Source organism: Psychrobacter sp. CX97 (assembly GCF_057396285.1).
Map to the genome: position 1 here is coordinate 38,868 of NZ_JBXYJE010000015.1, position 12,162 is coordinate 51,029.

12 protein-coding genes and 1 rRNA gene are annotated in these 12,162 nt (G+C 39.9%); 1 reads left to right on the forward strand and 12 read right to left on the reverse strand.

Annotation, left to right across the window (positions count from 1 at the left end; genetic code table 11):
• Positions 1-9 precede the first annotated feature (9 nt).
• Positions 10-321, forward strand: a complete 312-nt coding sequence (locus tag AC2SLL_RS11150; protein WP_486531765.1) for an NGG1p interacting factor NIF3 — start codon at positions 10-12, stop codon at positions 319-321.
• A 46-nt stretch (positions 322-367) separates the two neighbouring features.
• On the opposite strand, the gene yjgA is transcribed toward AC2SLL_RS11150, so the two are convergent.
• From yjgA to rrf, 12 genes are all read right to left on the reverse strand, one after another.
• On the reverse strand, positions 368-877 hold the full coding sequence (yjgA, locus tag AC2SLL_RS11155) for a ribosome biogenesis factor YjgA (protein ID WP_486531766.1): 510 nt from the start codon (positions 875-877) through the stop codon (positions 368-370).
• A 169-nt stretch (positions 878-1,046) separates the two neighbouring features.
• On the reverse strand, positions 1,047-1,985 hold the full coding sequence (gene rapZ, locus AC2SLL_RS11160; protein ID WP_486531767.1) for an RNase adapter RapZ: 939 nt from the start codon (positions 1,983-1,985) through the stop codon (positions 1,047-1,049).
• Positions 1,986-2,128: 143 nt separating this feature from the next.
• Positions 2,129-3,034: a pantoate--beta-alanine ligase gene (gene panC / locus AC2SLL_RS11165; protein WP_486531768.1), complete on the reverse strand. Its 906-nt coding sequence runs from the start codon at positions 3,032-3,034 to the stop codon at positions 2,129-2,131.
• Positions 3,035-3,184: 150 nt separating this feature from the next.
• Complete coding sequence (gene panB / locus AC2SLL_RS11170) at positions 3,185-3,997, reverse strand: 3-methyl-2-oxobutanoate hydroxymethyltransferase (RefSeq protein WP_486531769.1); 813 nt, start codon at positions 3,995-3,997, stop codon at positions 3,185-3,187.
• 149 nt (positions 3,998-4,146) lie between these two features.
• Positions 4,147-4,638, reverse strand: coding sequence for a 2-amino-4-hydroxy-6-hydroxymethyldihydropteridine diphosphokinase (gene folK, locus AC2SLL_RS11175; protein ID WP_486531770.1), 492 nt, complete (start codon positions 4,636-4,638; stop codon positions 4,147-4,149).
• Between the two features lie 3 nt (positions 4,639-4,641).
• Positions 4,642-6,822 carry a polynucleotide adenylyltransferase PcnB gene (gene pcnB, locus AC2SLL_RS11180; protein WP_486531771.1) on the reverse strand — a complete coding sequence of 727 codons (2,181 nt, stop codon included), beginning with the start codon at positions 6,820-6,822 and terminating at the stop codon, positions 4,642-4,644.
• Positions 6,823-6,947: 125 nt separating this feature from the next.
• On the reverse strand, positions 6,948-7,553 hold the full coding sequence (locus tag AC2SLL_RS11185) for a rhomboid family intramembrane serine protease (RefSeq protein ID WP_486531772.1): 606 nt from the start codon (positions 7,551-7,553) through the stop codon (positions 6,948-6,950).
• A 68-nt stretch (positions 7,554-7,621) separates the two neighbouring features.
• The gene (locus AC2SLL_RS11190) at positions 7,622-8,617 is read right to left on the reverse strand and encodes a 5'-nucleotidase (protein ID WP_486531773.1); all 996 of its coding nucleotides are present in this window, start codon (positions 8,615-8,617) and stop codon (positions 7,622-7,624) included.
• Positions 8,618-8,826: 209 nt separating this feature from the next.
• Complete coding sequence (locus AC2SLL_RS11195) at positions 8,827-10,116, reverse strand: TRAP transporter large permease (RefSeq protein WP_486531774.1); 1,290 nt, start codon at positions 10,114-10,116, stop codon at positions 8,827-8,829.
• A complete protein-coding gene (locus AC2SLL_RS11200) occupies positions 10,113-10,640 on the reverse strand; it encodes a TRAP transporter small permease (RefSeq protein WP_486531775.1) in 528 nt (175 codons plus the stop codon). Before AC2SLL_RS11200 ends, AC2SLL_RS11195 begins: the two co-directional genes overlap by 4 nt.
• Before the next feature lie 21 nt (positions 10,641-10,661).
• Entirely contained in the window at positions 10,662-11,744 is a 1,083-nt protein-coding gene (locus AC2SLL_RS11205) for a TRAP transporter substrate-binding protein (protein WP_486531776.1), read from the reverse strand.
• Positions 11,745-12,044: 300 nt separating this feature from the next.
• A 5S ribosomal RNA gene (rrf, locus tag AC2SLL_RS11210) occupies positions 12,045-12,159 on the reverse strand.
• Positions 12,160-12,162: the final 3 nt, after the last annotated feature.

Here is a 12,162-nt window from a genome sequence, read left to right on the forward strand (position 1 = left end):
GTTTGCAGCATGTATAAATTAACTGTATTTATCCCATCCACGGCCCTAGAGAAGGTCAAGACCGCTTTATTTGAAGCTGGTGCAGGACATATTGGTAATTATTCACATTGCTGTTGGCAAGTACAAGGGACGGGGCAGTTTAAACCACTTGCAGGCAGTACCCCGCATATTGGAGAACAAGATAATATTGAGCAGGTGGAAGAGTGGCGTGTTGAAATGGTAATTGACGATGATCACATCCATCAGGTCATTAGAGCATTGAAACAGGCGCATCCATATGAAACGCCGGCGTATGATGTGATACGGGTATTAAACCTTTAAGTTAAGCAGGTATGGAATAGTGCTTATACCTCTTATTAGTGCCAGATCACATTAGCTGTGTCAGAATAGCAACTTCTTTAATATAGCTGACTAAATCTGCCTGAGATTCAGAAAGTAGCTCATCATCATCCATATGCTTAGCATACTCAATCCATAGTAGAAGCTGATAAACACTATTTCGCTCGGCAGCTTTGAATTGATTACAAAATTGCTTAAGTGTACCTTCATCATTAATGTTCAACCGCGTATACCAGCCTTCCACTTTAGCTGCTTGCTCTGGGCTAAAGCGAGTTTGGAATAGAGCGTTGATCACAGCATGGCGGTCCTCTTCACTAATGAGCTTACCTACCCGCTTGATCTGACGATTACGGGCATTTGCACTAGTGATATCAGCTAATGCCGTTAATTCAGCCAAAAAATAATCACTGGCTGGTAATTTTTTCATCTGCTTTTTGGATAATTCAGCCAATGGTGCAGCTAATGCTTGTAAACGCTCATGCGCTTTTTTAAGCTCGGTACGAGAAACTCGCATATCATGTTCTGACCAATCAATCATAAAACTCTCAAATAGTTGTTAATATCATATAAAAATGTTCGGTTTATTAATTCAATATCCATAAGGTTTTATACTCACCTAAAAGCACATTCGATAAGATAATGACAAATGCTAGGAGTATTAGATCTAGAGTTAATAAACGCGCGGTACCATCAAAAGCAAAAGGACTTTATACGCCCCAATTTGGTTTTTCTCGGTGTTTAGCGACTACCTTCAACTCTGCAGGTAGGCTGTTTGAAAGCTTAGTGCATACTCCTTCAGTGATAAACACTGAGCGATGTTTCCCACCTGTACAGCCTATGGCCACCGTTACGGTATGGCGATTGTTGTGCAAAAAATCAGGAAGCCAACGATTCAAAAATTCAAATATATCTTCTTTCATCTCGTCTACTTCTGGATACTCGGAAAAAAACTGTTTAACCTCATCGTCTTTGCCCGTTTTTGAACGTAACTCAGGTTTCCAATGTGGATTAGGTAGAATTCGAACGTCAAAGACGAAATCGGCATCGATAGGGATACCATGTTTAAACCCAAAGGATAGCAAATTTACTGTCACTTTATTATCCACGCCAATATGTTCACGTACCCGTTCTTTCAATTGATGAATGTTTAATTGGCTGGTGTCAATTTTAATATCCGCTCGACTTGAAATCGGCTTTAATATACCGATTTCCTTCCGAATAGCATTTGGTAGATTAAAGACAGGGCCGTCCTGTGTAGCCATTAGCGGATGTACACGACGGGTTGCATCAAAACGGGCAACCAATACAGGTTCTTGCGCTGTAACATATATAATTTTTACATTATTTTTTCCGTAACGACTAACCAGACTATCTTGAATATTTTGGAAGTTACTTAAGTCGGCTTTAGGGGTACGTACATCGACACCCAATGCTACTTTTCTAATTGAGCCATCTTCTATCAGTTTAGTTGCGGCATCTGGCACCAACGATAATGGCATATTATCAATAGCATAATAACCAAAGTCTTCTAAAATCTGCAATACAGAGGATTTGCCAGAACCCGAACGTCCAGAAACAATAAGCACAAGCACATCATCTTTATTCTGTACTAACACTTGCTTAACATCACTATTCGCAACATCCATGATAATTTACTCATTTTAGGTGTGTTTATTGATATCACTCATGCCTACTTACTGATATTTATAGTTATTATATAAGATAACGAATAACTGGTTGGATATTAAGCTGAACTCAGCTTAGAAATTACTCAGTTTCAGGAATTAACTTATCGTATACTGTGGTCATTGACTACTACCTCTTGATTATCAAGTAAGCGCGCTTTACCCAACCAAGCTGCCGTTACAATAACAAGATGTCGGTCTTGAATGACATCACAAATATCCGTCAAGTCCTGATTCAAAACCTCTAAATAGTCAATTTCGAAACCTGCTTTTTCGATGCGTTCAATACTTTCATTTATTAAACGACTTAACTCTATTAAACTATTTGGTTGCATAGGATTAATATGTCGAGCCTCGGTCAGCATCGCCGCTAACCGAGTGATCTCTTGATTGAGCATAGGCGCAATCTTTCGCTCAGACTCAGTCAAATATTGATTACGTGAAGATAATGCTAGGCCATCTGGTGCCCGTATTATAGGAGAGCCAATCACGTCTATGTCGTAACTTAAATCTCTTACTAACTGCCTTATAATCGCAAGTTGCTGATAGTCTTTTTGACCAAATACTGCAACGTTAGGTTTCACAATATTGAACAACTTAGCAACCACAAGCCCGACGCCATCAAAATGAGTGGGACGTGATACACCACATAGCTTTTGACTAATACCTCCACCCAAAACACGAGTTGGTGGTGGCATGACAGGATACATATCAGCTACCGTTGGTGTAAAAATATAATCAGCGCCTATGTCCGTTAATTTTTGAGTATCTGCTTCAATAGTACGTGGGTAACTGTCTAAATCTTCACCAACCCCAAACTGAGTTGGATTAACAAAAATACTGACGATAACCAAATCTGCATGCTTTTGAGCAAGCTCCACCAATGATATATGACCTGCATGCAAATTACCCATTGTAGGAACAAGAGCAATTTTGGCAGGATTTTGCTGATTGCGTAATGGTTCAAGTGCATTACGCATAGATTCAATGGAAGTTAGGGTTATTGTCATGCGATGCATCCATAAGCAAAAAATACTGAATCCACAAATCTAGTGACTATTCTTAAGTAAGCATTGTCAAATAAGTGTTGAGACAACTATATCAGTAACAATTAGGGTAATATAAATAGACTAAAAGTCTTCTTAAAAACTATCCAATCCCTAATTAAACTGATGCTCAATTTTAGGATAACTTCCTTCGATGACGGACTGATGAAATAAGGCAAAAGCACCTTCAACACTGCCTTTGTTGTCGCCATTTTGATTACGCTCATCTGTCAAAAAGTCATGGACAAATCTAGCGACCCTGCCATGTGTCACACCCAACATATCATGCATAACCAAGACTTGACCGTCCGTATCGGCGCCTGCCCCTATTCCTATGACAGGAACGTCTACAGAGTCTGTTACTTTTTTAGCAAGTGGTGCAGGTACACATTCCAATAACAACAAAGCAGCACCAGCTTCCACCACTGCTATTGCATCATCTAATAGCTGAATGGCACTGTCTTCTGATTTGCCCTGCACTTTGTATCCCCCAAACACATTTACGGATTGGGGGGTTAGTCCAAGATGCACACATGTCGGCGTACCAGCATTCGCTAGTATTGTCACTATATCGCATAGCTCAGAGCCACCTTCCACTTTAATCACATGTGCACCCGCTTGCATAACTTGCCTAGCATTGGTAATGGCATCTTCATGCGTTGCATAGCTCATAAACGGCAAGTCTGCCATAATTAGTGCATGCTTGTTTGCCCTTGCCACATTAGCAGTATGATAAGCAATATCATCAACCGTTACTGGTAAGGTAGAATCGTGCCCTTGCACCACCATACCCAAGCTATCACCAATTAATATCGTATCGACTTGTGCAACTTCCATCATTTTGCCAAATAATGCGTCATAACAAGTCAAACAACTAAACTTCCGACCTTCTTTTTTGAATTCTCTAAGTGTAGATAAGGTAATCATAAGGGTAACTCGTTAAGATAACATGACATAAAAAATCGTAACAGACGCTACGAAAAATATTATTTGCAGTTAAAGTTCAGTTAAAGTAGATAAAGACTTAATATTAATTTATAACTATTTGAGGTCACTTCTGATTCACACAGTAAGGGTTAACATAATTTTTTCAAACCCGTCCAATCTTGACTCATTGGTAGATCGCTAACTAATTTGCCATTCATTTTTAATGAAGGATTAAGCTCCAATAAGGGCACCAGAACGAAATTGCGTGAAGAAATACCTTGATGCGGTATGGTCAGAGTCTTTGATGTTACCTGTTCGTCGCCATACAGTAAAATATCAACATCTAAACTACGTTCGCCCCAGTGGCGCTTACGCACTCGTTGTGCATCCTGTTCCAACTTTTGACATAATGCCAATAACTGATAGGGTAATAAATCCGTATCGATCTCAGCCACAGCATTAATAAAATCAGGCTGGTCCTGCGGGCCCATAGGTTGCGAAGCGTACAATGATGACAACCTTACATTATCCACATTTATATGAGAGGACAAGCTATCAACAGCTTTATAAATATGCTCGCTTGGGGTACCTAATTCATTCGTTAAGTTTCCACCCAGACCAAGATAACAACGATACTTCATCGATTACAAACTCAACCGCTCTTTTACTGTTTGCGTTGAGCTAGGTTGACGTCTACGCCGTGTTTGAGGCACTCGCTCATTTTTAGGTATCATGTCTTTACTTATAGGTTGTTCTTTATTCATCGAGTCAACCGATTTTGCGACAACCACCTCACTCTGTTGACTAGGATACGTTTGATTACTGACTTTTAAGGTAGCTTTTGAGGATGACTTAGATGTTGAAGTAGCACGAACTACTTTAGCTTTAGAATCAACTTGGGCTTCAGCCGTTGCTTTGGGCTTATTCGTAGGGCTACTCTTAACGACTCTTTCAGTGACGCTCCTAGTCGTTTTATCGACCGCATTGTTAGTAACTGTTGCCGTGCTCCCATCGGTATTATCTGCCCTCAGACGTGCCCTCTCAATTTGGGTTAAAGTTTGGCTAGGTAGTCGACGACGGCGCTTACTCGGTACGCTACCATTTTTATAACGCTGAACATTTTCAGCTTCTAACTGAGAGTCAGCCAGCTCTTTGGTAGGGTTGTTACCTTTATCGGTTGCATTCTTTTGTAAACGCCCATGAGACTGCTGTGCCGGCTTAGAGCTTGCACTCTTTATTGCTGACTGTGCATCTACCTCTAGCTGCTTCGGTACTTGCTTCGCTAATTTATCGGCATTGATAGTAAATAGAGGACTAGGCTGATGACTAAGCTGAGCTTGCTCACCTGCCACCTTACCCAAAGATAGTTTTTGTAGCTGTGCTCGCTCTTGAGAATATAGTTTATCTCGAGTTGTATCATGCGATGTTTTGCTATGCTTCTTTGTAGCTCGCTTATTGAGTGGCTGCTTATTATCTATAGCATCGTTTTGATGTGGCTCGGTTAATGACATATCATCATTAGAGAGTTGCTGCTCAACATCTCTATTTTGGTTGCGCGCTCGGCTACGATTACGACTTGACTTGTTACTACCGCGTCGGGTATCGCTAGCAAAATCATCCATCGCTTTCTGTTTTTGTTTTTCAGAAAGAGTCTGATAGGTTTGCCACCATTCTCCCATACCATTAGTTGATTCTGACAACGGATTTGCCTCATCATTACATTGTTCACGTAATAATAAAAAGTCAAAAGCCGCACGAAAACGCGAATGCTCAGCAAGCTGGGCAATTTGTTTTACGCGAGGATTAGCCAGTTTTGGTTGCATTAACCAAATATCACGAATAAACTGTTCAGCAAACTTGGGGATTGCTGTTTTGATACGCTGACGGTCAATTACCTTACTTGCCGCTTGCATTTGTGCATCATGAAACGGCATATTCTTTTTCTTAAACTTTGCCAGCTGATATAAATAGTTATCCCATAATAGAGCGGCATAAAAAAATGCAGGGTTAATACTTTTACCCATGGCAATGCGTTTATCCGTGTTAATGGCAACCTGACTTACCAATGCTGTCGGCTGTTTAGGTGGATATATGATCAGATGTTCTATGGCCCCGTATTCAAATAATAATGGCAATAACGGAACAAGATAACCGCCAGTAAACATTTTTTGTGATTCGTCATACAGCCTATGTGGAGAAACTTGATCCAATAACCCCCAGTTCTCATCTTTAAATTGCTCTGCCAAGGCTGAATCAAACTCAAAGCCCAACTTAGCTTTAAATCGAAGTGCTCTTAAAAGCCTAACTGGATCCTCCTCAATGCGAGTAGGTGCATGACCTAGCAGTCTCAAAGTCTTGCTTTGTATATCATCATATGCATTACAATAATCATATACCACCCCTTTTAGAGGCTCATAGTACATTGCATTAATTGAAAAATCGCGACGTTCAAAGTCTTGGTGTATATCCCCCCATACATTGTCTCTGACAATCATTCCATCGCTGGTCGTATTCTCACTGCCAGTAGGTGGAGCGCGAAACGTGGCTACCTCGATCATGTCACGACCAGAATAAACATGAGCCAATTGAAAGCGACGCCCAATGATACGACATCTCTTACCAAATAAATCTTTGATTTCATGGGGCTTGGCATCAGTCACCGCATCAAAATCTTTCGGATTTAATCCTAGAAGTGTATCTCGGACACCACCCCCCACTATAAATGCTTCAAAACCACTCTTGGTAAGAGTTGCAATGACTTCTATAATGGAATTTGGCAAATCCGCCTTACTTAACCCTAATTGCTTGGCTGAACGCTCTGCCATGCATCTACTCCCTACAAACTGAAAAAAGCCTAGCATCACTCAAATGACTCTCTCATTGGCAATGCTAGGTATATATATGCGCTAGTTTAACAAATTTTAAACTCTGTTGCCCGATATACTCAAAGTTAACGGTCTAAATAAGCAGTATTTTGCTTATATTGTGAATTTGACCCAATCAGTAAGCCAATACAGAGACCGCCAAAATGCGCTGCAAAAGAAATACCCAACTGTGGCACCAACCCTTGCTTCAAAACAAACCAGTAGCTCGTTCCCATTATCATACAAGCAACAAGATACCCCCATCGTCTTGCAAAAATCGCCCCACCAATCATATAACCTAGCATAGCAAAAATTAGCCCTGATGCGCCAATGTGCAACGAAAAAGGAGACCCTAGGCCCCAAGTCATTAAGCCCGCACCAATAATCAGCTTAACAACTGTGCTATAAGCATTGTGCTCAAATAATCCAAACAAAAAAAGTATTTGAACTAGGGTTAACGTATTTCCCATTAAATGAGCAAAACTACCGTGCATGGTCCATGACGCAACAATACCCACTACACTAGTAACCTCTAAGGTACGAGGAATAATACCGAAAGCATTCCAAATATTAAAAAGTACTGTACGATTCAAAAAGTACATAACCCACATGGGTATCAGAATGAATGCATACAAACCGATAACCTGAGATCCTCGATGCTTTATGACTGTGAAAATTTTTTGCCAGTTCATAATATCGCTTATTGAAGTATGGTTGTATTGAAAACTAACGTTAGGAAGGTCTCGTGCAGCTAAGCTTTCTATTCTGACACATCGGCTAAATGCCAAGTTTGTGTATTAAGCTCTGATTTAGAATGATAAGGTACTAACCCTGTTGGAACAAACTGTTTTACCGCATCAATATGCTTGATCGAATCATCAAAGAAAATATGCGGTGCAAAAGTCTTTAATACCGACGTTTTTTCGAGTCCTCCTAAAAAAAATGCCATATCAACATTAACACCCCACTGGCGTAACGTTTTAATAGCACGTAAATCTGCCGGAGCATTACGAGCAGTGACTAATGCAATTTGAATAGGCTGCTTTTCTTGATCTAATTGCAAACTTTTTTGCAAATGTGACAGTTTGATCAATAACTCAGCGTAAGGACCCTTGTCGATAGGTAAGTCTGTCATTTCAGCTTCTCTAGCATGGAAAGCTTGCAGACCCTGTTTTTTATAAAGTAGCTCACCTGAATCATCAAATAATACCGCATCTCCATCAAAAGCAATTCTCAATTGATGTGTATCGAGTGTATAGGTATTCACAGGGGTAGCATCGAGTATAGCGCATGCACATATCTGTCTATCAGCCACACTTTGCGCATCATCTCTGTTAGTCGTTAAAAATAGATCAACTTTAAAGTCTTCAATATAGTCTGCCACCTGAGCTCCAGAGATAAATGCTGAACGAGTAATTGACATACAGCGCTTACGAATCGCATTTAAAACTCTAATACCCGTTTCAGGGCAGCTTTTTGAGACAATAACAACTTCTACCAATGGGGTTTCATTTTCGTAACTGTTAGTACGGTTTATACACGTATTTAAGTTTAAAATGGCTTGAATAAGTGGGAATCCTGCACCAATATTTAAAGGCTCATTTTCTCGCTTTTGCATGTATTCACGAAACTGCCAAACTGCATCATGTGGGTTATTCTTTAATAACTCTTCTCTATAGGCTTCGGACTCAGATAAGTCAAAAAGTGCGGTAGCAGAAATTGCCACAATAAGTGTGTTAGATAAATCAACAGCCATAAGTATTCACTATCGTCCTATAGTTTATCGCAATATTATTCGTATAGTATCATTTCGCATTCTAAAAGGCTGACCTTTTGGAAGCCTAATACTGATAACTGTATAACTTAATAATCTTATCCCTATAATAACACTGTATTTACCCTATAAAAAAGCCACCCTGTTAACTTGACAGAGTGGCTTTTGATTATAAAATATTTAGGCTTATTTTAGTTCAAGAGAATCAGTGATATAGCAGGGAATGAAACTAAAATAATCAGTCTTAAAACATCCGAAACAATGAATGGAGTTACCCCTTTAAACATATCACCAAGTTTTATATGGGGTGCCATGGCTTTAATCACAAAGATGTTCATACCCATTGGCGGTGTAATTAAACCAAGTTCGACGGTTAAAACGGCAATAATACCGAACCATACAGGATCAAATCCTAATGCAAGAATAATCGGATATACAACTGGGATGGTAATAACTAACATAGCCAGTGCATCCATGAACAACCCAAGCAAAAAGTACATGATTAAAATACAAATCATTACTGTCATTGGGCTTACCGCTAAACCGCCAATCCAGGTAGCTAACGAATAAGATAATCTAGATACTGAAATGAAATAACCTAACGCTTCTGCACCTAATAACATAAAGAAAACAACAGCAGAAAGCGCAAGTGTTTCAATCAAAGACTGCTTTAAGCCCTTAATGCGCATGCCTTTGAACACAGCATAAAGCCATGATGCAAAGGCACCTACGGCTGCTCCTTCGGTTGGGGTAAATAAACCAAAGAAAATACCAAAGATAATGACCACAAATATAAATCCAAACGGTATAAGACCCGTTAAAGACAGAAATTTCTCTTTCCAACTTGTTGGTTCACCACGCTTTGCAAGATGCGGCTTCCAACGCACCATAATCATTACGGTAATCGAATACATGACCATGCCTAAAATACCTGGTAGGAAGCCAGCTATAAACATGTCCCCAACAGATTGCTCAGTTAGAATCGCATAGACAAGCAAAGCAATACTCGGTGGTATCATGATACCAAGAGTACCACCTGCGGCTAAAATACCGCATGCAAAGCCAGGCTGATATCCGTATTTCTCCATTTGTGGTAAAGCGACGCGCGTCATTGTAGATGCTGTCGCTAGAGACGAACCAGAAATAGAAGCAAAAATACCAGACGACCCTATACCTGCAATACCCAAACTCCCCCTTACACCACCAAATATAGTCCTAGTAGCATCAAAGAGTTTACCCGCCATTCCTGAGTGAGCTGCAAAAACACCCATTAAAATAAACAAAGGAATGGCGCTAAAATCATACTTAGCCAAAACATCTGTTGGAATATCACGAAGCATTTGTAAAGCACTATCAGGACTGGTTACTGCGCCAAAGCCAACCAAGCCCACACCTAACATAGCTAAAGCAACAGGTACTCTCAAACATACCAATAAAATCATGCACACTAAACCAATCGCACCAATAATTTCTGGACTCATGAGCCTGTCTCCTCGGCGTCATAAAACTCACCCGTTCTAAAAATATTGATAGATTCAATCAGTGCTCTAACCGCTAGGATGACACTTATAAAAGCGCTAAAACCATAAATAGGTGTCATTGAAATTCTAAGATCTTGTGTTACCTTGCCGAACTCTGCTGCATCAAGAGCACTTTCATATAGGCCCCACACGAAAATAACACCTAGGGCAAAAAAACCAATCATGAAAACACCCATAAAATAACCTTTTACATTTTGTGGCATTTTTTGAGTGAAAACATCCACGATTACTTGTGATCGTTCGACATATCCCGCAAAAGCAGCCAGTAAGGCAAATAGCATCATATAAGATACAATTTCAACTGTACCTTTTATGGTAAAACCAAAGCCCCCTGCAGTGAGCTTAAATATATATCGAGTGATTACATCTGTAATAGTTACTAGAACAATAATAACTAAACTTATGCCTCCAATAGCCTCACATATTTTTTTCAAAAAATTACTAATACTAGCCAAAACTGGCATAATTCATTCCACCTTATTCAATTATACTTTACAGGCAGCACTAGCAGCTTTGGCTTTTTCATAAACACCCTGTGCATCAAGACCAAGCTTTTCTACATCACTTAGGTATTTATTGGTACCTTTTTCTAGTGGACCTTTCCATGCCGGATCATTCAAAGGATCTGGAATTTCAACAACTTCATGACCTAAATCTTTAGCATTTTGCAGCGCTGTCTTGTCATGCTTGTCAAATACCTCACCAACTTTTTTAGCGAGAGCCATACCTGAGTTATCATCTATTACTATTTTCAAATCATCCGGTAACTTTTCATAGGTATCCTTGTTCATTGCTACCATTAGACCTGAGCTGTAGAATGGGATATTAGTATGATACTTAGTGACTTCGTCAATCTTAAAAGTAGTAACGGCCTCCCAAGGAAAGCTTAAACCATCAACAACACCACGTTGTAGAGAGGTATACATATCATTTGCCGGTAGCCCAACTGGAGAGGCACCCATACTTTCGATAATATCACCAGCTACGGCTGAAGGACGACGAATACGCATACCTTTCATATCTTCTGGGGTTTTGATTAATTTATTGGTTGTGTGCAAAGCACCTGGACCAGCACCGTACATGAATAAAATATGTGAATCTTCATATTCGCTTGCTATGGTGCCATCTTCATACAATGTTTGTAAAATACAGCCCATTTGAGTAGCCGAGCTAGACAAACCAGGAAGCTCAGCAATTTGTGTCAGTGGGAATCGACCATTGGTGTATCCATGCGCCTGTGAACCGATATCAACTGTACCTTTCACAGCAGCTTCATAGGTAACCTGTGGTTTGCTTAACGTGGCAGATGGGTACAATTCCACTTTTAAACGCCCATCAGATTCGGCTTCAATTTTTTTAGCCCATGGCTCTAATACCTCTTTACTAAATGAAGAGGTAGCTGGCCAAAAATGAGAGAAACGTAGAGTAGTTGATTCGCTTGAGGCGGCGGTAGTGGTAGCAGAAGTGTTAGCTTTTTCTTCAGGGGTTTCTGTAGTAGCTTCTTTAGAGCAACCAGATATGCTAAGTGTGATTAACGCAGCTAGCGATAGTGAAGTGCGTAATTTCATTACCAATTCCTTTTGATAATTGAGGTTAATGCTTGCTAAGATTAACAAACATATTGTTGCATATTTTATTTAGAGCTAACAAGCATATTACACAAAAAACTTTAGTAACAATTTGCACTAAAGATTAATATCGAATACTCTTAACTCCTTTTAAGAATATTTACCAAAATTAACAGCTAAAACGATATATGTCAAATCATTTTGTCACTAAAATCATAATGATACTTAGTATTAATAAAAGGAAACTAACGCAAAGGAAAAAGCCCCCCTTCGAATGAAGGGGGGCTTTTAGGTATAGGGAGCTGACGATGACCTACTCTCACATGGGCGGACCCACACTACCATTGGCGCTACGATGTTTCACTTCTGAGTTCGAGAAGGGATCAGGTGGTTCCATCGTGCTATTGTCGTCAGCAAA

What these genes read in the sequence shown, in the direction of transcription:
- AC2SLL_RS11205 (WP_486531776.1), bottom strand. Translation starts at nt 11,744, where the DNA reads ATGAAATTACGCACTTCACTATCGCTAGCTGCGTTAATCACACTTAGC.
- panB (WP_486531769.1), bottom strand. Translation starts at nt 3,997, where the DNA reads ATGATTACCTTATCTACACTTAGAGAATTCAAAAAAGAAGGTCGGAAG.
- panC (WP_486531768.1), bottom strand. Translation starts at nt 3,034, where the DNA reads ATGACAATAACCCTAACTTCCATTGAATCTATGCGTAATGCACTTGAA.
- AC2SLL_RS11200 (WP_486531775.1), bottom strand. Translation starts at nt 10,640, where the DNA reads ATGCCAGTTTTGGCTAGTATTAGTAATTTTTTGAAAAAAATATGTGAG.
- AC2SLL_RS11195 (WP_486531774.1), bottom strand. Translation starts at nt 10,116, where the DNA reads ATGAGTCCAGAAATTATTGGTGCGATTGGTTTAGTGTGCATGATTTTA.
- folK (WP_486531770.1), bottom strand. Translation starts at nt 4,638, where the DNA reads ATGAAGTATCGTTGTTATCTTGGTCTGGGTGGAAACTTAACGAATGAA.
- AC2SLL_RS11150 (WP_486531765.1), top strand. Translation starts at nt 10, where the DNA reads ATGTATAAATTAACTGTATTTATCCCATCCACGGCCCTAGAGAAGGTC.
- rapZ (WP_486531767.1), bottom strand. Translation starts at nt 1,985, where the DNA reads ATGGATGTTGCGAATAGTGATGTTAAGCAAGTGTTAGTACAGAATAAA.
- pcnB (WP_486531771.1), bottom strand. Translation starts at nt 6,822, where the DNA reads ATGGCAGAGCGTTCAGCCAAGCAATTAGGGTTAAGTAAGGCGGATTTG.
- AC2SLL_RS11190 (WP_486531773.1), bottom strand. Translation starts at nt 8,617, where the DNA reads ATGGCTGTTGATTTATCTAACACACTTATTGTGGCAATTTCTGCTACC.
- yjgA (WP_486531766.1), bottom strand. Translation starts at nt 877, where the DNA reads ATGATTGATTGGTCAGAACATGATATGCGAGTTTCTCGTACCGAGCTT.
- AC2SLL_RS11185 (WP_486531772.1), bottom strand. Translation starts at nt 7,553, where the DNA reads ATGAACTGGCAAAAAATTTTCACAGTCATAAAGCATCGAGGATCTCAG.